Source organism: Massilia putida, assembly GCF_001941825.1.
GTDB classification, from domain to species: Bacteria; Pseudomonadota; Gammaproteobacteria; order Burkholderiales; family Burkholderiaceae_D; genus Telluria; species Telluria putida.
On sequence record NZ_CP019038.1, the window covers coordinates 2,947,283 to 2,969,257 of the forward strand.

Sequence of the window (21,975 nt, forward strand, 5' to 3'; positions counted from 1 at the left end):
GTCTCCGGTCGATTTTTGTTATGTCTTCCCGATCCGCCGATGCGGCAGGCGAGAAATCGGTTTCATGAGCCAAGACTATTCGCAAAGAATGCGCAGTGCTTATATTTACGACTACGAAATTTAGAAATGTGCAGAAACTTCTATATGTTTACGCAGTATTGATAGAGGCACAGGGAACGATGGGATGGGACCGTGGTAGTGGTTTCCTCGCGGCAACTTACGCTGTGATCAGTCGCCTATCACGATCCATCGCATCAGTGTACAATCCTCCGTTCGCTTTTTTCTCTCACATTTCCACATGTCAACTCCGAACCCCGCCGCCGTCAAGGCCTGGCTGCTCGACCTCCAGGCGCGCATCGTGCAAGCGCTGGAAGACGTCGACGGCAAGCCCTTCCTGCGCGATACGTGGGAACGGCTCGAGGGCGGCGGCGGCGTGTCGCGCCTCGTCGAAGGCGGAAATGTGATCGAGCGTGGCGGCGTGAATTTCTCGCACGTGCGCGGCGCCAGCCTGCCGCCGTCGGCGATGGCCGCGCGGCCGGAACTCGCGGGCCGCGCGTGGGAAGCGATGGGCGTGTCGCTCGTGCTGCACCCGCACAACCCGTACGCACCCACCGTGCACATGAACGTGCGGTTTTTCGAAGCGACGGCCGAAGGCAAGGACCCCGTCTGGTGGTTCGGTGGCGGCATGGACCTCACGCCCTATTACGGCTTTGAGGCCGATGCGCGCCACTTCCACCAGGTCTGCCACGATGCGCTGGCGCCGTTCGGGGACGAGCTCCATCCGCGCTTCAAGCGCTGGTGCGACGATTATTTCTACCTGAAGCACCGCAAGGAAGCGCGCGGCGTCGGCGGCATCTTCTTCGACGACTTCAACGAACTCGGGTTCGATGCGTCGTATGCGCTGGTGCAGAGCGTCGGCAACGGCTTCCTCGACGCCTACCTGCCGATCCTGCAGCGCCGCAAGGACCAGCCCTACGGCGAACGCGAACGCGATTTCCAGGCCTACCGGCGCGGACGCTACGTCGAGTTCAACCTCGTGTGGGACCGCGGCACGCTGTTCGGCCTGCAGTCGGGCGGGCGCACGGAAGCGATCCTGATGTCGATGCCGCCGATCGTCAAATGGCGCTACGACTGGCATCCGGAACCGGGCAGCCCGGAAGCGGCCCTGTATTCCGACTTCCTTCCCCACCGGGACTGGCTGGCCCCGTGACGCGTTGTGTCGCCCTACTGGGAGGCAGTTTCGATCCGCCGCATTACGGCCACGTCGCGCTGGCCGAATTATTCGCGCGCCTGCTCCGTCCGGACGAGCTGTGCGTGATGCCGGCCGGCCAGCCGTGGCAGAAAACGAGTGGCCTGGAAGCGGGCGATGCCGACCGGGTGGCGATGCTGGAACTGGCGTTCGCGGACAGCACCGCCCCCGTGACGATCGACACGCGCGAAATCGACCGTCATGGCGCGACCTACACGGTCGAGACCTTGCGTGAAGTGCGCGCCGAGGTTGGGCCTGCCGCCTCCATCGTGTTCGTGATGGGCGCGGACCAGCTGCAAAAACTGAATACCTGGCGCGACTGGCAAGACCTGTTCGCGCTCGCCAATTTCGGCGTCGCCGCCCGCCCCGGCTACCGGCTCGACGATGCCGCGCTGCCACCCGCCGTGGCGGCGGAACTGGCGAACCGGCGCGCGTCGTTCGACGACGTGCGCGCCAGCCCGGCGGGCAAAGTCTGCCTCGCGCACACGCTGGCCGTCGACGTATCGGCGACCCAGGTGCGCGCGGCATTGCACGCGGTGCCCCGTACTGACATAAGCGCGCTCGTTGCGCCGCAAGTGCTAGACTATATTCAACAACATAACTTATACAAAAGCTAATGGATATCAAGAAACTGCAAACGCTCGTCGTCGACGCCCTCGAAGACGTCAAGGGCCAGGAGATCGTCCTGTTCGACACGACGCACCTGACCAGTCTGTTCGACCGCATCGCGGTCGTGTCGGGCACGTCGAATCGCCAGACCAAGGCGCTGGCCGCCTCGGTCCGCGACAAGGTCAAGGAAGCAGGCGGCGACGTGGTCGGCCTGGAAGGCGAAGACACGGGTGAATGGGTCCTCGTCGACCTGGGCGACATGATCGTCCACATCATGCAGCCGGCGATCCGCCAGTACTACCGTCTGGAAGAAATCTGGGGCGACAAGCCGGTGAAACTGGGCGCCGCCAAGCGCAAGTCGACGGCCGAAGGCCAGGACGCGGACGCGCCCAAGACCAAATCGAAGCACCTGGCCGCGAACCAGGAACAGGAAGAAGCCAAGCCGGTGCGCGAGCGCAAGCCGGCTGCGAAGAAATCCACCGATGCCAAGCCGGCCGCCAAGAAACCGGCCGCGAAGAAGATCCCGACGGGCGCCACCGTGAAGGTCGCCGTGTCCAAGACCGCCGCCGCCGACGCGAAGGCCGCCAAGGCAGCGAAAGCCGCCGCCGCACCGAAGCGCGCCACCAAGGCCGCGGCCGAAGGCGAAGCACCGGCCAAGAAAGTCATCCGCCGCATCAAAAAAGCCGACGAATAAGCTGCAATGCAGTTGATCATCGCCGCGGTCGGCCACAAGATGCCGGCCTGGATCGAGACCGGCTTCGCGGAGTACGTCAAGCGCATGCCGCCCGAGTTGCGCATCGTGCTCAAGGAAATCAAGCCGGTCGAGCGCTCCGGCAGCAAGACGGCGGCCACCGCGATGGCGCTCGAGCGCGAGCGCATCGAAGCCGTGCTGCCGAAAGGCGTGCGCATCATCGCCCTCGACGAGCGCGGCAAGGATCTGACCAGCGTCGGCCTGTCGCAGCAGTTGGAGGCATGGCAGCAGGACGGCCGCGACGTGGCCTTCCTGATCGGCGGGGCCGACGGCCTCGATCCGGAACTCAAGGCGCGGGCCGACGGGCTGATCCGCATTTCCAGCATGACGCTGCCGCACGGTATCGTGCGCGTGATGCTGGCGGAACAGTTATATCGTGCCTGGTCGATCACCCAAAACCATCCCTACCATCGGGTATGAGCCGATGAAACAGCTCGACAAGAAAATCTACCTCGCCTCGAAGAGCCCGCGCCGGCGCGAACTGCTGCGCCAGGTCGGCATCGACTTCGACATCCTGAGCCTCCGCACCGACCCGGCACGGGGCATCGACGTCAGCGAAGACACGTTCGCGGGCGAGCCCGCGCAAGACTATGTGGCCCGGGTGGCGCGCGAAAAAGGCGCGTTCGCGTGGAACGTGCTGCACTTGCGCCGCATGCCGCTGCGCCCCGTGCTGTCGGCCGACACGACCGTCACCATCGACGGCGAGATCCTCGGCAAGCCGACGGACCGCAAGGAAGCCATCGCCATGCTGGAACGCCTGTCGGGCCGCACGCACCAGGTGCTGACATCGGTCGCCCTGCACTACACCGACGTGTTCGAGCAGGTGACGCAGGTGTCGGACGTGCGTTTCGCGAAGCTGACCCCGGGCATGATCGAGGCATACTGCGCCACGCCCGAGCCCTACGACAAGGCGGGCGCCTACGGCATCCAGGGCTTGGCCGCCCTGTTCATCGAGCATATCGAAGGCAGCCATTCCGGCATCATGGGATTGCCCGTGTTCGAGACGGCGCAGTTATTGCAGAAAGCGGGCCTCAGCGTTTTGTAGGCATTCGAGGCCGGGGCCTCAACTCAAATGAATGCCGTTCGTTGGCGTAACGCGTGGGCACGTTCGTATGTGAGGCCACCGGCCTCACATACCCCACCCTGCGTGTATGATGTGACCCTGGACAACAATTAAAACCTGGCCACATGACCGAAGACATCCTGATCAATATCAACCCGCAAGAAACACGGGTCGCGCTGGTGGTACAGGGTGCCGTACAAGAGCTGCACATCGAGCGCACGCTCACCCGTGGCCTCGCCGGGAATGTCTATCTCGGCAAGGTCGTGCGCGTGCTGCCAGGGATGCAGTCGGCCTTCATCGACATCGGCCTGGAACGCGCCGCCTTCCTGCACGTGGCCGACATCTGGGAAGCCAAGCCGCACGACGGCAGCAATGGCGCCAGCAGCGCGTCGCCGACCCCCATCGAAAAAATCCTGTTCGACGGCCAGGTCTTGACCGTGCAGGTGATCAAGGACCCGATCGGCACGAAGGGCGCGCGCCTGTCCACGCAGATTTCCATCGCCGGCCGCATGCTCGTCTATCTGCCGCAGGATAAACACATCGGCATCTCGCAAAAGATCGAGAAGGAATCCGAGCGCGAAGCCCTGCGCGCGCGCCTCGCGGGCCTGCTGCCGCCGGACGAGAACGGCGGCTACATCGTGCGCACGCAGGCCGAGGACGCGTCCGACGCCGACCTCGCCGCCGACATCGACTACCTGCGCAAGACCTGGGGCGCGATCACGAAGGGCGCGCGCACGCGCCCCGCGACGAGCCTGCTGTACCAGGACCTGAGCCTGGCCCAGCGCGTGCTGCGCGACTTCGTCCACGACGAGACGGCCGCGATCCTCGTCGACTCGCGCGAGAACTACCTGAAGCTGGTCGAATTCGCCCAGGTGTACACGCCCAGCGTGCTGTCGCGCCTGCAGCATTACACGGGCGAGCGGCCGCTGTTCGACCTGTACGGCGTCGAAGAAGAGATCCTGCGCGCGCTGGGCCGGCGCGTGGACTTGAAATCGGGCGGCTACCTGATCGTCGACCAGACCGAGGCGATGACGACCATCGACGTCAATACGGGCGGCTTCGTCGGCGGACGCAATTTCGCCGACACGATCTTCAAGACGAACCTGGAAGCCGCGCACGCCATCGCGCGCCAGCTGCGGCTGCGCAATCTGGGCGGCATCATCATCCTCGACTTCATCGACATGGAGAACAACGAGCACCGCAACGCCGTGCTCGCGGAGCTCAAGAAAACCCTGTCGCGCGACCGCACGAAGGTGTCCGTGAGCGGGTTCTCGGCGCTGGGCCTGGTCGAAATGACACGCAAGCGCACGCGCGAATCGCTGGCCCACATCCTGTGCGAGCCCTGCCCCGCCTGCGGCGGCAAGGGCCAGGTGAAAACGAGCCGGACGATCTGCTACGAAATCCTGCGCGAGCTGCTGCGCGAGGCCAAGCAGTTCAACCCGCGCGAATTCCGCATCGTCGCGTCGCAGGAAGTGGTCGACCTGTTCCTCGAAGAAGAATCGCAGCACCTGGCCATGCTGGGCGATTTCATCGGCAAGAAGATTTCGCTGCAGGTCGAGCGGGGCTATCATCAGGAGCAGTACGACGTCATCCTGATGTGACGTCCGATGTCAATTTAATACGCCAGTTTCGCCGGCTTCCGGACAAGGATTTGTCATCCTGTTCAATAGCTGTTGCTCGCGCATGACAATGCGTCTAAAAATATGGCTGGGGGCAACGCAGCGTCCCGGTTTGGACTACAATTCGAGACAATTTATTGAAGATTTCGAGAGTTGGCGGTAGTGTGCATCCCCACCACACTTAGGATGCGCAGCCAGCCGACCGGTTAGCGCTGCTGATCGCAGACTCTGATACACCGCTGGCGGCGTCGGACAACAACTGGCAGGCGACCCGTAAGAGACAATGAACGTACCTCTCATTCCTTCCGATCTGCTGAAGACATCGGACAAGATCCTGTTCATCGCCCACCTGGCGTTGGGCGATTACACGTATTTGCAGAACTGCTTCCAGGCGTTCGCGCGCGCCTACCCGCATCTGAAACTGCACCTGTGGGTGGACGAGGTCCGCCGCACGAGCGACGCGTCGCAGTGGCCGCACCTGAAAAAGAACGTCCTGTACGACTGGCTCGACGCCTGCGACTTCATCGAGAAGGTGTACAAGCAGAATTACTCGCCCGAGCTGTTCCAGGCGTCCGTCAAGGAAGCGCAGCAGGAACACTATCCGATCGTCGTCTCGCTGGGCACCCTGCGTCCGCACTTCTACGCCGACCTCGCGCGCGAGATCAGCCCGGACGGCTTCGTGTTCGGCCTCAAGAAGCCGCTCGGCCTCCTGGGCCTGCGTCACTGGTTCAGCTTCCGCAAGCTCGACGCCAGCCTCGACCCGGACGTGGCCGACCGCACCAGTGCTCCGCACATCAGCGACGTGCATGCGGAATGGTTCCGCCAGCTGGCCGCCGTGGACATCCCGCCGGCCGAGCGCATCCCGTTCGTGCACATCCCCGAGCAATTCGCCCTTGGCGCGAAGGCGCGCCTGCGCGAGTGGGGCTTCGACGGCCGCCGGGGCAAGCTCGTCTTCATCAACCCGTTCGCCAAGACGCGCAAGCGCTGCTGGCCCGTCGAGCGCGTGGCAGAACTGATCGAGACGATGCGCGAGCAGCCGGAATGGCGCGACGCCTGCTTCATCGTCAACGCGGTGCCGCAGGAAGTCGACAACGTGAAGGCCATGCTGACGCGCCGCCAGCTGGACCGCACGGAGCTGTTCAGCGCCAACGAGAACTTCTTCCAGCTGCCCGCGATGCTGGCGCAGTGCGACCTGATCGTGTCGGTGGAAACGGCCGTGATGCACCTGGCGAACGCCGTCGGCGTGCCGGTCGTCGCGCTGATGCGCCAGAAGACGCCGGAATGGGCGCCCGTCGACAAGGCCAACAGCACCGTCATCACGGCCGATCAGCGCCGGGACTGGGTCAAGGCGATTCCGGTGGATGCGGTGATGCACGCGCTGGCGTGACGCCTGCCGTTTTTGATTCCGACAAGGCCGCATTTGCGGCCTTTTGTTTTTCGTTGAACGCGTGGACGGCCGAGCCGTCCACGCATCCGACGCACGCATGAACATGGGTTTATTTCGCGTCCGGGAAAAACAACTGCTCCCCCGCCGGCTTGAACGATGCGATTTTCGCCTGCCCCTCCGGCGACGTGATCCAGTCGATCAGCGCCTTCGCGCCCTTGTAGTTGATCCCCTTGTGCTTCGCGGGGTTCACGGCGATGATCCCGTACGGATTGAACATCCGCTTGTCGCCCTCGACGAGAACGGCCAGGCCCGTCTTGACCTTGTACGCGCCGTACGTCGCGCGGTCCGTCAGGGTGTACGCCCCCATCTCGGCCGCCATGTTCAGCACTTCGCCCATGCCCAGGCCGGCCGACACGTAGTTGGCGCCCGCCGGCCGGGTGCCGGCCTGCTCCCAGTAGCTCTTCTCCATCACGTCCGTGCCCGAATTGTCGCCGCGCGAGATGAACTTCACGTTGGCCGCCGCGATCTTCTTAAACGCGGCGATCACGTCGTGGCTGCCCTTCACGCCGGCCGGGTCGGCGGTCGGGCCCGCGACGATGAAGTCGTTGTACATCACGTCGTGGCGGTCGATGCCCCAGCCTTCGGCCACGAATTTGTCTTCCAGCTTGCGGGCGTGGACGAGCGTCACGTCGACGTCGCCGTTCTTGCCCAGCTCCAGCGCCTTGCCGGTGCCGACGGAAATCACGTTGACCTTGATGCCCGTCTTCGCTTCGAAGGCCGGCAGCAGGTAGCCCAGCAGGCCCGAGTTCTCGGTGCTGGTGGTGGTGGACAGGCGCAGCACCTTGTCGGACTGCGCTTGCGCGAACGGCGTCGCGACGGTCAAACAGGCGATAAAGCCGAGGATGGAACGGCGTTGCATGGTTTCTCCTTGTGGTATCAGCGGTATTCGAGATGCCCGTCGCGCAGCTTCAGCCGCTGCACGCCAGGCAGGTTGATCAGGTCGCGGTCGTGGCAGGCGATGACGATGCTGCTGCCCGCGTCGACCATCGTCGGGATCAGCGCGATCACCTGTTCGCGCGCGGCGCCGTCCAGGTTGGCCGTCGGCTCGTCCAGCAGCAGCAGGCGCGGTTGCAGCACCTTCGCGCGCGCCAGCGCCACGCGCTGCTTTTCGCCGCCCGACAGCTTGGTCGGATCCGTGTCGCGCAGATGCGCCACGCCGGCCCACGCCATCGCCTCGTCGACGACGGGACGCACGGCCGCGGGCGGCTCGCCGCGCACGACGAGGCCGTAGCCGATGTTGTCGGCGACGCTCGTCGAAAACAGGATCGGATGCTGGTGCACGTAGACGATGGCCCGGCGCAGCGCGCGCGGGTACGGGTGCACGCGCAGGACGTCCTCGCCGGCGAAGCGCAGGCTGTCGATCTCGGCCCGCTCCAGGCCGCCGAGCACGCGCAGCAGGGTGCTCTTGCCGGCGCCGTTCATCCCCGTCAGCACGTACGCGCTGTGCGTCGCGATCTCGAGCTGGTCGATGTCGAACAGCTTGCGCTCGCCGTGGCGCTTGCGCAGCCCGCGCACGCCCAGCAGGGCCTTGCGGCGCTCGTCGCGTTGCGGCGCGTTCGCGTTCTCGTACACGGCCGCCGTGATCTGCGCATGGATGCCGATGCTCATGCGCGCTCCCGGACCGTGTGGGCGTCGCCCTGCAGCAGCATCAGCGCGCCGTTCATCAGCAGCGCAATCGAGACCAGCACGATGCCGAGCGCGATGCCCTGGGCGAACTCGCCCTTGCTCGTCTCCAGCGCGATCGCGGTCGTGATCGTGCGCGTCTCGCCTTCGATATTCCCGCCCACCATCAGCGCGCAGCCGACTTCCGAGATCACGCGGCCGAAACCGGACAGCACGGCCGCCATCACGCCGAAGCGCGCCTCGTGCAACACGCGCACCATCACCTGCAGCGGCGACGCACCCAGCGCGATCGCGGTCTCGGCGTAGCGCGGATCGAGCCCCTGCACGGCCGCCAGCGTAAAAGCCAGCAGCACGGGCAGCGCGACGACGCACTGGCCGAACACGATGCCCGGCTGCGAGAACAGCCATTGCAGGCCGCCCAGCGGCCCGTGGCGCGACAGCAGCAGATACAGCAACAGGCCAATCAGGACGGTCGGCAGCGACAGCGCCGCCTGCGCCAGCCAGATGACGATGCGCCGTCCGGCAAAGCGCCGCATGGCGACGACGTAGCCGATCAGGATGGCGGGCGGGGTGGCCAGCAGCAGGCCGACGATGCTCGTCTTGAGCGACACCCAGACGATGCGCCACAGGCTTGGGTCGCCCGTGAACAGCAGCGCGAAGGCGCGCTGAACGGCATCCGCAATGTCATTCATAGGCGAACGTCAGGCCGTCCGCAAGGTGCGCGCCGTCTCCAGGGCGGCGAGCCAGTCCGGCTCGAACACGAGGCGCTCTTCCCCGGGCAGCAGCAGGAAGTGGTGGCCGCTGCAGCGCGCCAGCAGCGACATGCCGACCTGCTCCGCCACCGCATGCCCCATCTGCGTCGTGCCGGAGCGCGACAGCAAAAACGGGATGCCCATCTGCGCGCCCTTGATCACCATCTCGGACGTCAGGCGGCCCGTCGTATAAAAGACCTTGTCGGCGCCCTCCATCCCTTCGAGCCACATCAGGCCCGCGATGGCGTCCACGGCGTTGTGGCGGCCCACGTCCTCGATGAACCACAGCAGTTCGCCGGCGTTCGTGAACAGCGCGCAGCCGTGCACGGAGCCGGCCTGCTTGTACACCGATTGCTGGGAGCGCACCGTCTCGACGATGCGATGCACGACGGACTGTTTCAAACGCGCGTCGGGCGGCAGCACGATGCGGTCGACTTCGTCCATCAGCCCGCCGAACACGGAACCCTGGCCGCAACCCGTCGTGACGACCTTCTTCGCCGTACGCGCCTCGACATCCTGGATGCCGCCGCGTGTCACCACCGCCACGGCATCCACCGACCAGTCGACCTGCACGGATACGACGTCGTCCAGCGACCGCACGAGGCGCTGGTTGCGCAGATAGCCCAGCGTGAGCGCTTCCGGCGCCGCGCCCAGCGTCATCAAGGTGACGAGCTCGCGCTTGTCGACGTAGACCGTCAGCGGGCGCTCGGCCGGAATATGCAGCGTCTCGCGGCGCCCGCGCTCGTCGATGGCCGTCACGGGATGCGTGAGGCCGGCACTGGTCTGGGACAGCTGGGGACGATAGAAAGATGTCATGTCTGCAATTGTGCCATGTCGCCCAAAATCTGGCCGCCACCGTAGGAACCCTGGTGTGCGACATGGCCGCCCAGCTGCACGCGCACGGCGCAATACTTGAATTCCGGGATCTTGCCGAACGGGTCCAGCGCCGCATTCGTCAGCCGGTTGATCGCCGCCTCGTAATAGCAGAACGGGACGAACACGGCGCCGCGCGGCGTGCCGTCGTCGGCCCTGGCGTACAGCGCGACCTCGCCGCGGCGCGACGCGATCGTGATCACGTCGCCCGGCCTGCCACCCAACGCCTCCAGGTCGAGCGGGTGCACGAGCGCGACCGGGTCCGGTTCCAGCGCGTCCAGCACGCCGGCGCGGCGCGTCATGCTGCCCGTGTGCCAGTGCTCGAGCTGGCGGCCCGTGATCAGCACGACGGGGTATTCGGTGTCGGGCCGCTCGTCGGCCGGGATGATGTCGGCCGGGACGAAGCGCGCGCGGCCGCCTTCGCGCGGGAACGTCTCCGTGAAGACGACGGGCTCGCCCGGATCGCCCTCCGCGCGGCACGGATACGTCACAAAGCCGTCGCGCTCCAGGCGGTCCCACGTGATGCCGGCGATGCTGGGCATCAGCAGCCGCATCTCGTCGAACACGTCGGCCGGCCCGGCGTAGTCCCACGGCAGGCCGAGCTTGCGCGCCAGTTGCTGGATGATCCACAAGTCCTGGCGCGCGTCGCCGGGCGGGTCGAGCGCCTGACGGCCAAGCTGGACGACGCGGTCCGTGTTCGTGAAGCTGCCCGTCTTTTCGGCGAAGGCGGATGCGGGCAGGATCACGTCGGCCAAGTAGGCCGTCTCGGTGAGAAAAATGTCCTGCACGACGAGGTGTTCCAGCGCCGCCAAGGCTTCGCGCGCATGGTTCGCATCCGGGTCGGACATGGCCGGATTTTCGCCCATGATGTACATGCCCCGGAGTCTGTCCTCGCCGCCGGCGAGGATGTCGTCCATGATCTCGACGACCGTCAGGCCCGCTTTACCGTCCAGCTTTTGCCCCCACGCGGCCTCGAACGTCGCCCGCGCCGACGCATCGTCGACCCGGCGGTAGTCCGGATACATCATCGGGATGAGGCCCGCATCCGACGCGCCCTGCACATTGTTCTGGCCGCGCAGCGGATGCAGGCCCGTGCCGGGGCGGCCGATCTGGCCCGTCATCAGCGCGAGCGCGATCAGGCAGCGCGCATTGTCCGTGCCGTGCACGTGCTGCGACACGCCCATGCCCCACAGGATCATCGCGCCCTTGGCCGTCGCGTACAGCCGCGCCACGTAACGGATCGTCTCGGCGTCGATGCCGCAGATGGGCGCCATCGCTTCCGGGCTGTAGTGCGCGACGTTCGCGGCGAGCGCGTCGTAACCGCTCGTGCGGTCGGCGATGAACGCCGGATCGACCAGGCCCTCTTCCACGATCGTGTGCATCATCGCGTTGAGCAGCGCGACGTCCGTGTCCGGCTTGAATTGCAGGAAGCGGTGCGCGTGGCGCGCGAGGTCGGAGCGGCGCGGGTCGGCCACGATGAGTTTCACGCCCGTGCGCGCCGCGTTCTTCATCCACGTGGCGGCCACCGGGTGGTTGACGGTCGGGTTGGCGCCGATGACGAGCACCACCTCGGCCCGCGTCACGTCCATCACGGGGTTCGACACGGCACCGGAGCCGATCCCTTCCAGCAGCGCGGCCACGGACGACGCGTGGCACAGCCGCGTGCAGTGGTCGACGTTGTTGCTGCCGAAGCCCGTGCGCACGAGCTTCTGGAACAGGTACGCTTCCTCGTTGCTGCCCTTGGCCGAGCCGAAGCCGGCCAGCGCCCGGCCGCCGTGCGCGTCGCGGATGCGCGCGAGGCCGCCGCCCGCCGCGGCCAGCGCTTCTTCCCACGTCGCCTCGCGGAACACGTCCAGCACGCGGTCCGGGTCTATCGTGAAGTCGCCGCGTTTCGGCACGCCCTCGCGCCGGATCAGCGGCGTGGTCAGGCGCTGCGGGTGGTGCGCGTAGTCGTAGCCGTAGCGGCCTTTCACGCACAGGCGGCCGTGGTTCGCGGGGCCATCCCGGCCTTCGACGCGGACGATGCGGTTGTCCTTCACGTGGTACGTCAGCTGGCAACCCACGCCGCAATACGGGCAGACGGAATCGACTTGTTTGTCGGGCACGGCGAGCGCCGCGCCGCGCGCCGGCGCCAGCGCGCCCGTCGGACAGGCCTGCACGCACTCGCCGCAGGCCACGCAGGTCGAGGCGCCCATCGGATCGCCCTGGTCGAACACGATGTGGGTGTTCTCGCCGCGGCCCGCGAGGCCGATCACGTCGTTGACCTGCTCGTCGCGGCAGGCGCGCACGCAGCGTGTGCACTGGATGCACGCGTCGAGGTTCACCTCGATGGCCGCATGGCTGACGTCCGCCGGCGGCACCGCGCGCGTGGCGGGGAAGCGCGGCGTACCCACGCCCAGTTGATCGGCCCAGTACGCGACCTCGTCGTCGCGCTTGCGGCTTGTTTCCGGCAGGTCGGACAGCAGCAGTTCCACCACCATCCTGCGGGCCGCGACGGCGCGGTCGCTGTCCGTGCGCACCTTCATGCCGGGCGCCGGATGGCGGCAGCACGACGGCGCCAGCGTGCGTTCCCCAATGACTTCCACCACGCACGCGCGGCAGTTACCGGCCGGCTCCAGGCCGTCCTTGTGGCACAGGTGCGGCAATGGGATACCCGCGCGGGCGGCCGCGTCGAACAGGGTCTCGAAGGCCTTGGCCTGGACTTCGCGGCCGTCGATCTCGAAGGTCACGGTCGGCACGTTCGCGTTCATGAGGCCTCCAGCTCGTGCGGAAAGTATTGGATGACGCAATCGAATGGATTCGGCGCGGCCTGACCCAGGCCGCAGATCGACGCGTCGCGCATCACCTGCGACAGCTCGGCCAGCAGCGCCGTGTCCCAGACGTCCCGCTCCATCAGCGCGACGGCCTTCGCCGTGCCGGCGCGGCACGGCGTGCACTGGCCGCACGATTCATCGCGGAAGAAGCGCAAGGTGTTCAGCGCGGCGGCACGGGCGGTATCGCGGTCGGACAGCACGACGACGGCGGCCGAGCCGATGAAGCAACCGTAGCGCTGCAGGGTGTCGAAATCGAGCGGGATGTCGGCCATGCTTGCCGGCAGGATGCCGCCCGACGCGCCACCCGGCAGGTAGGCATAGAACGTGTGCCCGTCCTGCATGCCGCCGCAATATTCATGCAACAGTTCCTGCATCGTGATGCCGGCCGGCGCCAGCTTCACGCCCGGCTCGCGCACGCGGCCCGACACCGAGAACGAACGCAGCCCGCGCCGGCCGTGGCGGCCCTGGTTCGTGAACCATTCGGCGCCCCGTTCGAGGATGTCGCGCACCCAGTGCAAGGTCTCCAGGTTGTGTTCCAGCGTGGGCCGCCCGAACAGGCCCACTTGCGCCAGGTACGGCGGACGCAGGCGCGGCATGCCGCGCTTGCCCTCGATCGATTCGATCATCGCGGACTCTTCGCCGCAGATGTACGCGCCGGCGCCGCGGCGCAGGACGATCTCCGGCATGTCCGGCACGGGCGGATCGGCGCGCAGCCGGTCGAGCTCCTGCGCCAGCATGGCGCGCAGGCCGTGGTATTCGTCGCGCAGGTAAAGATAGATCGTTTCGATGCCGACGGCCCATGCGGCGACGAGCGCCCCTTCGAGGAAACGGTGCGGATCGCGTTCGAGATAGTGGCGGTCCTTGAACGTGCCCGGCTCGCCTTCGTCGATGTTGACGGCCATAAGGCGCGGCCCCGGTTCGTTCCTCACGATGCGCCACTTGCGCCCGGCCGGAAAGCCCGCGCCACCCAGGCCGCGCAGGCCGGACGCCATCAGGGTCACGATCACGCTCTCGGGATCGAAGCGTCCTTCGGTGCAGGCGCGCAGCAAGCGGTAGCCGCCCGCCTCGCGGTAGGCGTCGTAATCGATGTGGCCTTCGTGCCGGTCGCCGGTGGCGCGCGCGGTGACGGCGTCCCGCACCGCGTCAAGGCTGGCGTGCGTGACGGGCCGCTGCCCGACCAGCGCCGCCGGGGCCTTGTCGCAGCGGCCGATGCAGGGCGCGGCCAGCACGCGGACTTCGGTGCCGAGGATGGCCGGCAGGCGGTCCAGCAGGTCGCGCGCGCCCGCCAGTTCGCAGGACAGGCCGGCGCACACGCGCACGGTGAGCGCCGGCGGCGCATCCTCGCCGTCGCGCAGCACGTCGAAATGGTGGTAGAACGTGGCCACCTCGTAGACCTCGGACTGCGCCAGCTTCAATTCCTGCGCGAGCGCGGCGAGATGGGGCGCGGACAAGGCGCCGTAGCGGTCTTGAATCTTGTGCAGGTGCTCGATCAACAGGTCGCGCCGGCGTGGCGCCTCACCGAGCGCGGCCCGCACGTCGGCGACGGCCTGCGGGTCGACGCGCCTTCCTTTGGGTGCCTCGCGTTTGCGCTGGCGGCTCGGGGCTTGCGCGGCGATGGGGATGACGGGGTGGTTCATGGTCGATCCTGCGTTATGTTGAATGAGCGGCCGCATCGAAGCCGGTTGAACGCGTGGGCACGGGGTGCCCACGCGTTCAACCGGCATTTACACATCCATCACTTGAACAACACGATAGCCTTCTGCAGCGTGATCCACACGCCGATCAGCAACGGCACGCCGACCACGGCCCACGCCAGCATCGCGACGAGCGGGTTGCCAGTCGCGACGGGCAGCGCCACGGCCGCGCCGCCGGCGATGCCGGCCACGCCGGGTGTGCCTGCGGGGGCACGGCCGGGCGCGCCGTCGCGCTCATGCGCCAGGCGTTTTTCGTCCGCCAGCTCCTGCTCGCTCATGAAGTAGCGCGCGGCCACCGGGCCCACCATCAGGTTGCACAGGAAGCCCAGCACCAGGAGGCCGGCCAGCACATACATCACCGTATCATACGCCTGCGCCTTCGGCACGCCATGGGCGATCTGGTACTCGCGGATGTAGTTGATCAGGCTGGTGCCGACGACGCCGGCCGCGGCCCAGGCGGTCAGCAGGCGGCCGTGGATCGCGCCCACCATCTGCGTGCCGAACAGGTCGGCCAGGTAGGCCGGCACGGTCGAGAAGCCGCCGCCGTACATCGACAGGATGATGCAGAAGAAAACGACGAACAGGGCGAGGTGGCCGCCATGCGCCAGCGCGGGAATCGATGCGTAGAGCACGAAGCCCAGCACGAGGAACACGAAGTACGTGGCCTTGCGGCCGATGTAGTCCGAGCACGAGGCCCAGGCGAAGCGGCCGCCGATGTTGAAAAGAGAAAGCAGGCCCGTGAAGCCGGCCGCGATCGTCGCGATCTGCGCCTTCTGCGCCGCGTTCAGGTCATTGAAGGCGGCCGTGACGCCGATCAGGCGGCCGCCGAACACTTCCTGCAGCAGCGGCGACGCCATCGCCAGGATGCCGATGCCGGCCGAGACGTTCAGGAACAGCACCAGCCACACGAGCCAGAACTGCGGCACCGACCACACGCGGCTCACGTGCACGTGGCGGTGGGTGATCATCGCATTCGAACCCTTGGCGGCCGGCGGGGTCCAGCCTTCCGGCGTCCAGCCCGAGGCGGGCACGCGGTACGACAGCGCGCCGCCCATCATGAAGACGAAATAGATCGCGGCCAGCGCGAGGAACGTCTCCCACACCCCCACCGACGTGGCGGTGGCGAAGTGCTTCATGAGGCGGTCGGCCAGCGGCGCGCCGATCATGGCGCCGCCGCCGAAGCCCATGATGGCCATGCCGGTTGCCATGCCGCGCCGGTCGGGGAACCATTTGATGAGGGTCGAGACGGGCGAGATGTAGCCGAGTCCGAGACCGATGCCGCCGATGACGCCCGAGCCGAGCCACATCAGCCAGATCTGGTGAGAATAGATGCCCAGCGCGGAGATCACGAGGCCGCCGCACCAGCACAGGGCCGACACGACGCCGGCCTTGCGCGGCCCGGCATGTTCGAGCCAGCCGCCGAACAGCGCGGTCGACAAGCCCAGAAACACGAAGAACAGCGTGAACATCCAGCCCAGCATCGAGATCTTCCAATCGCAGGTCGTCGCGGTGATCTCGGCCAGGAAACTCATGCTGGGGGGGCAGGCGATCGATTCCTTGATGCCGACCGCCTTCGACAGCGGCAGCCAGAACACCGAGAACCCGTAGGCCATGCCGATGCACAGGTGGATCGCAAGCGCGGCGGGCGGCACGAGCCAGCGGTTGAAACCGGGCTGCGCGACGGTGTGTTCCTTGTCCAGCTTATCCAGTAAAGCCATATGTCCCCTCCGTGAATGTTGTTGTTCAGAGCGTATACTTACGGAAACTTTTACTGCAACGCGAGCGTATCATGAGTGCGCGCATTGCCAAATATTTACAAGGTTTACGATGAGCGACATCCCTTCCCTGCTGGCCGCGCTGCCCGCGCGCATCGACGCGATCCCGAGAAATGCATGCGCGCGCGCGCCGGATGCGCCGGCCCTCGTCGACGCCGGCCGCCTGCTAACCTACCGCGACCTCGTCGACCTCGTCGACCGCCGCGCCGCGCAATTGCGCGCGCACGGCGTGCGGCCGGGGGACCGCGTGCTGCTGGCGAGCGAGAATTGCGCGGACCAGGTCGCGCTGATCTTCGCCGCCGCGAGCGTCGATGCGTGGATCGTCAACGTCAACCCGCGCCTCACCGCGCCCGAGCTGGACGCGATCCGCACGCACAGCGGCGCACGCATCGCGCTGTACACGGCAGCCGTCTCGCTTGACGCGGCCGCGCACGCCGCCCGCGCGCACGCCGTGCTCGACGACGGCATCATGGTCGGTCCGCGCAACGACGACTGCGTGCCGGAACAGGACGGCGACGTCGCCGCGCTCGTCTACACGACGGGCACCACCGGCAAGCCGAAAGGCGTGATGCTGAGCCACCGCAGCCTGCTGTTCGTGGCCGCCGTCTCCAGCCGCCTGCGCGGCCTCGCCCCGGCCGACCGTGCCTGGGGCGTGCTGCCGATCTCGCACGTGTACGGCCTGACGTCCGTAATGCTGGGCACGCTCAGCGCGGGCGCCTGCCTGCACCTGGTGCCGCGCTTCACGCCCGAGGGCATGCTGTCCGCCATCCGCGACGACGGCCTGTCGATCGTACAGGGCGTGCCCGCGATGTATGCGCGGCTGCTGGAACTGGTCGGCGCCGACACCCGGCTGCCGTCGCGCCTGCGCTTCGCATACGCGGGCGGCTCGCCGCTCGATCCGGTATTGAAGGCATCCGTCGAGCGCCTGCTGGGCGTACCGCTGCACAACGGCTACGGTCTGTCCGAGGCGGCGCCGACGGTGAGCCAGACCCGGCTGGATGCGCCGCGCGCCGACACGTCCGTCGGACAACCCATCCCCGGCGTCGAGGCGCGCGTCGTCGACAAGATGGGGCGCGACCTGGCGGATGGCGAGGCGGGAGAATTGTGGGTGCGTGGACCGAACCTGATGCGGGGTTACTACCGCGACCCGGCGGCAACAAACGCGGCGCTGCGCCCCGGCGGCTGGCTGAACACGGGCGACATGGCGCGCCGCGATGGGGACGGCGCCTTATTCATCGTCGGCCGCACGAAGGAATTGATCATCCGGTCGGGTTTCAATGTGTTTCCGCTGGAAGTGGAGACGGTGCTGAACGCGCACCCGGGCGTGACGCAGTCGGCCGTCGTGGGCCGTACGGTCGCCGACGGCGACGAGGAAGTCATCGCGTTTGTCCAGCCGGACCCGCGCCGGCCGCCGCCGGAGGCCGAGCTGCGCGCCTGGGCCGCAGAACGGCTGGCGCCGTACAAGCGGCCGGCGCGGATCGTCATGATGGATGCGCTGCCGGCGGCGGCGAACGGGAAGGTGCTCAAGCATGTGCTAAAGGAAAGAGCCGCTAACCTCTGAACTCGTCGTTCCCGCGAAGGCGGATAGCGCCACCGGCGCTATCCCCATGCTGAGCAACGGCATTCGGTGCGTCGGACACTCCAGCATATTGTTTGGGGCCTGACTTCGGGGACTCAGCATGGATTCCCGCATGCGCGGGAATGACGTGGCATCCGGCTACCTCCGCCTTTTCTTCCAGTTGTACTCCGGCCCCGTCACATCCACCCCCGGATGCCCCACGACGTCCGGATGCTCCGAACACATCGTCACGAAGCGCACGCCCTCGCCTTCGCGCTGGCGCCGCCGCAGGTCTTCCATGAAGCGCATCGCCTCCACCATCTGCGTGGTCGCGAACGGTTGCGCGTGCGGGGTCTGGCGGTCCCCGTCCTCGATCGTCCAGTACACCATGTACATGTGCTTTCCTCCTGAACGCATCGTGTGGGCGCACGCGCGGCGTGTCAAGACGAGCGCGTTCCGCGTCATAGCCATTACCGATAGTACGTAGGACTTGTCCTAAATCCGGCCTATATGTTCGCCATCCCACACAAGAAGCCGGGCTCGCCGACTAGGCTTACGTCTTGGATCAACAGCGGGACAAGCACATGAATTTCAACAGTCATATCCAGCCAGCAAGCTCTCCGCTCCAACTGTGGGGCGGCCTCGAATGCACCGTCAACCGCGTACGCGATCAGTACTTCTCCCAAATGGAACGCAACGGCCATGCCGAACGGCTTCAAGACCTGGAGCGGTTCGCTTCGCTCGGTATCCGCGCCATCCGCTACCCCGTCCTGTGGGAACGGACCGCTCCCGACGGCATCGACTCTGCCGACTGGTCGTGGTCCGACGAACGCCTGCCCGTGCTGCAACAGCTGGGCGTAACGCCCATCGTCGGCCTCATCCACCACGGCAGCGGCCCGCGCCACACGAGCCTCGTCGCCCCCGACTTCGCCGAGAAACTGGCCGAGTATGCGGGCGCCGTCGCGCGCCGCTATCCGTGGGTCGAGTACTGGACGCCCGTCAACGAACCGTGCACGACGGCCCGCTTCTCCGGGCTCAACGGCGTATGGTATCCGCACGATACGAGCGAGGAAGGCTTTATCCGCGCCCTCATCAACCAATGCCGCGCCGTCGTGCTGTCGATGCGCGCGATCCGCGCCGTAAACCCGAATGCGAAGCTCGTCCAGACCGACGACTTGTCGCGCACGTACGGCACGCCTGAGATGGCGGAGATCGCGAATTTCTTCAACGAGCGCCGCTGGCTGGCGTGGGACATGTTGTGCGGGAAGATCGACCCCGGTCACGCCCTGTGGGACTATCTGCTCGACAACGGCGCCGACGCCGACGAGCTCCTGTGGTTCAAGGACAATGCCTGCCCGCCCGACATCATCGGCGTCAACTACTACATCACGAGCGAGCGCTGGCTCGACCATCGCGCGGAGCGCTATCCGGAAAGCCACCGCACCCGTTACCGCGGCATCCCGCACGCCGACATCGAATGCCCGCGCGTGCTGGCCACGCCGACGCCCGGCATCGGCCCGCTGCTGCAGGAGACGTGGGACCGCTACGGTCTGCCCGTCGCCGTCACCGAGGCGCACATCGACGCCAACCGCGAAGATCAGCTGCGCTGGCTCGTGGAAATCTGGAACGCGGCCAAGAAGGTGCAGCAGGGCGGCGCCGACATCCGCGCCGTGACCGTGTGGGCGCTGCTCGGCTCGTTCGACTGGAACTGCCTCGTCACGGAATGCCGCGGCTACTACGAGCCCGGCCCGTTCGACGTGCGCGGCCCGCAACCCCGCCCGACCGCGGTCGCGAACCTGATGCGCGAACTGGCCAGCGGCCGTCCGCTCTCGCATCCGGTGCTGCAGGGCCAGGGCTGGTGGCGCCGTCCGGGCCGTTTCCTCGCCAAGCCGGTCGCGACGCGCACGGCCGTGGCCGACATCGCCGAGCGCGGTGCGTTCCGCTCGACGTTCCCGCAGCCGATCCTGATCACGGGCGCGACGGGCACGCTGGGCCGCGCCTTCGCCCGCATCTGCGAGCGGCGCAATCTCGCGTACCACGTGCTCACGCGCCAGGAGATGGACATCGCCGATCCGGCCTCCGTCGAGGCGGCGATCGTGCGCTTCAAGCCGTGGGCCATCATCAATGCGGGCGGCTATGTGCGCGTCGACGATGCCGAGGGCGACATCGACCGCTGCATGCGCGAGAACGCCCACGGCCCGACCGTGCTGGCGCTGGCCGCCATCCGCCACGCGCTGCGCTTCATGACGTTTTCCAGCGACCTCGTGTTCGACGGTACGCTGGACCGCCCGTACGTGGAATCCGACAAGCCGGCGCCGCTGGGCGTGTACGGCCGCAGCAAGGCCGACGCGGAGCGGCGCGTGCTCGACTCCGACCCGCAAGCCCTCGTCATCCGCACGAGCGCCTTCTTCGGTCCGTGGGACCAGCACAACTTCGTCACGCAAGCCCTCGACGCGCTCGACGCGGGCCGGCCGTTCGCGGCGGCGGGCGACCAGGTCGTGTCGCCGACGTATGTGCCGGACCTCGTCAACGCCTGCCTCGACCTGCTGATCGACCGCGAATCCGGCCTCTGGCACCTGACCAACGGCGCCGCGATGAGCTGGGCCGACCTGGCCAGGTGCGCCTGCGCGGCGGCCGGGGTCGACGACGGCCGGCTGGAAGAACGCACGACCGAAGAACTCGGCCTGCGTGCGGCGCGTCCGCGCAACAGCGCCATGAGCAGCGAACGCGGCCTGCTGCTGCCGTCCTTCGACGATGCGCTGGCCCGCTACCTGCGCGAGCGCGAGACGGCGGCGGAACGGGCGGACAACGTCGAATCGGCACATTACGCCAGCTGAAAAGCCACAGCCGTGTGTTTTCCAACACGGCTGTGCTAGCGCGCCCTTAAATCTGATGCAAGCTTATTTACCGGAGGGAGTTCTTTAGATACACTACGTTACTTGGCGTTACTTTACGCAACCGTGGTGTGACCGACATGTCCGACTTCCCTTGCCAGCCGCTACCCGTGGTGTCCGGCACCTATGCTGGCTACTGCCCGCTCTTCCTTGTCGCTGCGGCCGGACGGCGGACATGAAACTCTATCGCGAAGAACATGGCTGGACCGAGCGGCTGATCGCGTCCGCCTCCCCGTCCGTGACCCTGCGCTCGGCCGTGCCGCCGCACCTGACCGGCTTCAAGTCGGTGCGCGAGCTTGCCAAGATCCAGCTGCGGGCCGTTCTGCACCCGCGCCAGACGCCGCGCTGGCTGCATCTGCTGAACTCGCACCCGGCGTTCTCGGAATATGTGCGCAACTGCCCACGCTTCCTGTACAAGGTGTACCGCCCTTACATCAGCCACGTGCTGGATGCGAACGCGCGCCTGGAAGCGATCCGCGCGCACTACGACCTGATGTTCCGGCGCGGCCTGGGCCAGACGCTGGCGCGCGCCAGCCTCGGTCCCGTCGTGCTGGCCGAGGCGGCAGGTAAAAGCGGTGTGCCCTACCAGATCCAGCTGCGCACCGTGAACATGTTCGACCGCGAGGGCGAACTGGTGCTGCAGCTGACCCAGGACGACAAGGCATTGTTCACCGTGGCGTTCACGGTGGCGCCGCGCGACGGCCGCCCGGCCGTCAGCATCGGTTGCATCCAGGGCGGCAAGACGGAAGACGCGCGCGAGGCGATCCGCACGGCCACGCGCGAACTGCACGGCATCCGCCCCAAGCAATTGATGGCGACTCTCGTGCGCCAGCTGGGACACGAATACGGCTGCGAACGCATGCTGATGGTCTCGAACCGCAACCGCGTGATCTACAAGGCGATCCGCCACGGCCGCGTGCTGGCCGATTACGACCAGCTGTGGCAAGAACTGGGCGCACGCCAACGGCAGGACGGCGACTGGGAACTCGATTGCGCGCCGGTGGCGGCGCCGGACCTGGACAGCATTCCGTCGAAGAAACGGTCGGAGGCGCGCAAGCGGCATGAGGTGGTGAGCCGGCTTGCCGACGAGGTGTGCGTGGCGTTGCGCGCGCGACCATAAACCGTCATTCCCGGCACTGTCCACCGGCGTCCGGAATAAAATTTCGAAAAAAGTTACGTCATTCCCGCGCAAACGGGAATCCATACTGCCCGATCGAAGCTGCTCAGCATGAGGGATAGCGCCGGTGGCGCTGTC

The 21,975-nt window shown here is 66.9% G+C and carries 18 protein-coding genes; 10 read left to right on the forward strand and 8 right to left on the reverse strand.

The genetic code is table 11. The features are described from left to right. Window positions 1-298: 298 nt before the first annotated feature. The 7 genes from hemF (at window position 299) to BVG12_RS15330 (ending at window position 6,678) form a co-directional block, all read left to right on the forward strand. Window positions 299-1,210 (forward strand): oxygen-dependent coproporphyrinogen oxidase, encoded by a 912-nt coding sequence (gene hemF, locus BVG12_RS15300; RefSeq protein ID WP_075793148.1) that lies wholly within the window; start codon window positions 299-301, stop codon window positions 1,208-1,210. Next, window positions 1,207-1,866, forward strand: coding sequence for a nicotinate-nucleotide adenylyltransferase (locus BVG12_RS15305; RefSeq protein WP_229503890.1), 660 nt, complete (start codon window positions 1,207-1,209; stop codon window positions 1,864-1,866). Before hemF ends, BVG12_RS15305 begins: the two co-directional genes overlap by 4 nt. Beyond that, window positions 1,866-2,552, forward strand: a complete 687-nt coding sequence (rsfS, locus tag BVG12_RS15310; protein WP_075793149.1) for a ribosome silencing factor — start codon at window positions 1,866-1,868, stop codon at window positions 2,550-2,552. The genes BVG12_RS15305 and rsfS overlap by 1 nt, the downstream gene beginning before the upstream one ends. A 6-nt stretch (window positions 2,553-2,558) precedes the next feature. Further along, on the forward strand, window positions 2,559-3,029 hold the full coding sequence (gene rlmH, locus BVG12_RS15315) for a 23S rRNA (pseudouridine(1915)-N(3))-methyltransferase RlmH (RefSeq protein ID WP_075793150.1): 471 nt from the start codon (window positions 2,559-2,561) through the stop codon (window positions 3,027-3,029). 4 nt (window positions 3,030-3,033) lie between these two features. Beyond that, the gene (locus tag BVG12_RS15320; protein ID WP_075793151.1) at window positions 3,034-3,654 is read left to right on the forward strand and encodes a Maf family protein; all 621 of its coding nucleotides are present in this window, start codon (window positions 3,034-3,036) and stop codon (window positions 3,652-3,654) included. 143 nt (window positions 3,655-3,797) lie between these two features. Continuing rightward, a complete protein-coding gene (gene rng / locus BVG12_RS15325) occupies window positions 3,798-5,273 on the forward strand; it encodes a ribonuclease G (protein ID WP_075793152.1) in 1,476 nt (491 codons plus the stop codon). Between the two features lie 301 nt (window positions 5,274-5,574). Beyond that, window positions 5,575-6,678, forward strand: coding sequence for a glycosyltransferase family 9 protein (locus tag BVG12_RS15330; protein WP_075793153.1), 1,104 nt, complete (start codon window positions 5,575-5,577; stop codon window positions 6,676-6,678). 109 nt (window positions 6,679-6,787) lie between these two features. On the opposite strand, the gene BVG12_RS15335 is transcribed toward BVG12_RS15330, so the two are convergent. From BVG12_RS15335 to BVG12_RS15365, 7 genes are all read right to left on the reverse strand, one after another. Beyond that, entirely contained in the window at window positions 6,788-7,597 is an 810-nt protein-coding gene (locus BVG12_RS15335) for an ABC transporter substrate-binding protein (RefSeq protein ID WP_075793154.1), read from the reverse strand. A gap of 17 nt (window positions 7,598-7,614) precedes the next feature. After that, window positions 7,615-8,346, reverse strand: coding sequence for an energy-coupling factor ABC transporter ATP-binding protein (locus BVG12_RS15340; RefSeq protein WP_083685074.1), 732 nt, complete (start codon window positions 8,344-8,346; stop codon window positions 7,615-7,617). Next, on the reverse strand, window positions 8,343-9,053 hold the full coding sequence (locus BVG12_RS15345; protein ID WP_075793155.1) for an ABC transporter permease: 711 nt from the start codon (window positions 9,051-9,053) through the stop codon (window positions 8,343-8,345). The genes BVG12_RS15340 and BVG12_RS15345 overlap by 4 nt, the downstream gene beginning before the upstream one ends. A gap of 9 nt (window positions 9,054-9,062) precedes the next feature. Further along, window positions 9,063-9,929 (reverse strand): formate dehydrogenase accessory sulfurtransferase FdhD, encoded by an 867-nt coding sequence (locus tag BVG12_RS15350; protein WP_075793156.1) that lies wholly within the window; start codon window positions 9,927-9,929, stop codon window positions 9,063-9,065. Further along, window positions 9,926-12,736, reverse strand: coding sequence for a formate dehydrogenase subunit alpha (fdhF, locus tag BVG12_RS15355; RefSeq protein WP_075793157.1), 2,811 nt, complete (start codon window positions 12,734-12,736; stop codon window positions 9,926-9,928). Before fdhF ends, BVG12_RS15350 begins: the two co-directional genes overlap by 4 nt. Next, the gene (locus tag BVG12_RS15360; RefSeq protein ID WP_075793158.1) at window positions 12,733-14,436 is read right to left on the reverse strand and encodes an NAD(P)H-dependent oxidoreductase subunit E; all 1,704 of its coding nucleotides are present in this window, start codon (window positions 14,434-14,436) and stop codon (window positions 12,733-12,735) included. The genes fdhF and BVG12_RS15360 overlap by 4 nt, the downstream gene beginning before the upstream one ends. A 98-nt stretch (window positions 14,437-14,534) precedes the next feature. Further along, complete coding sequence (locus tag BVG12_RS15365) at window positions 14,535-16,211, reverse strand: OFA family MFS transporter (RefSeq protein WP_075793159.1); 1,677 nt, start codon at window positions 16,209-16,211, stop codon at window positions 14,535-14,537. Between the two features lie 109 nt (window positions 16,212-16,320). On the opposite strand from BVG12_RS15365, the gene BVG12_RS15370 reads away from it, so the two are divergent. Continuing rightward, window positions 16,321-17,829: a class I adenylate-forming enzyme family protein gene (locus tag BVG12_RS15370; protein WP_075793160.1), complete on the forward strand. Its 1,509-nt coding sequence runs from the start codon at window positions 16,321-16,323 to the stop codon at window positions 17,827-17,829. Window positions 17,830-17,985: 156 nt separating this feature from the next. Here BVG12_RS15370 and BVG12_RS15375 read toward each other — a convergent pair whose 3' ends face one another. Continuing rightward, window positions 17,986-18,222 (reverse strand): hypothetical protein, encoded by a 237-nt coding sequence (locus BVG12_RS15375; protein ID WP_075793161.1) that lies wholly within the window; start codon window positions 18,220-18,222, stop codon window positions 17,986-17,988. Between the two features lie 188 nt (window positions 18,223-18,410). On the opposite strand from BVG12_RS15375, the gene BVG12_RS15380 reads away from it, so the two are divergent. Together BVG12_RS15380 and BVG12_RS15385 are read left to right on the forward strand one after the other, a co-directional pair. Further along, window positions 18,411-20,663 (forward strand): family 1 glycosylhydrolase, encoded by a 2,253-nt coding sequence (locus BVG12_RS15380; RefSeq protein WP_075793162.1) that lies wholly within the window; start codon window positions 18,411-18,413, stop codon window positions 20,661-20,663. A 232-nt stretch (window positions 20,664-20,895) separates the two neighbouring features. Beyond that, complete coding sequence (locus tag BVG12_RS15385) at window positions 20,896-21,840, forward strand: DUF535 family protein (RefSeq protein ID WP_075793163.1); 945 nt, start codon at window positions 20,896-20,898, stop codon at window positions 21,838-21,840. Window positions 21,841-21,975: the final 135 nt, after the last annotated feature.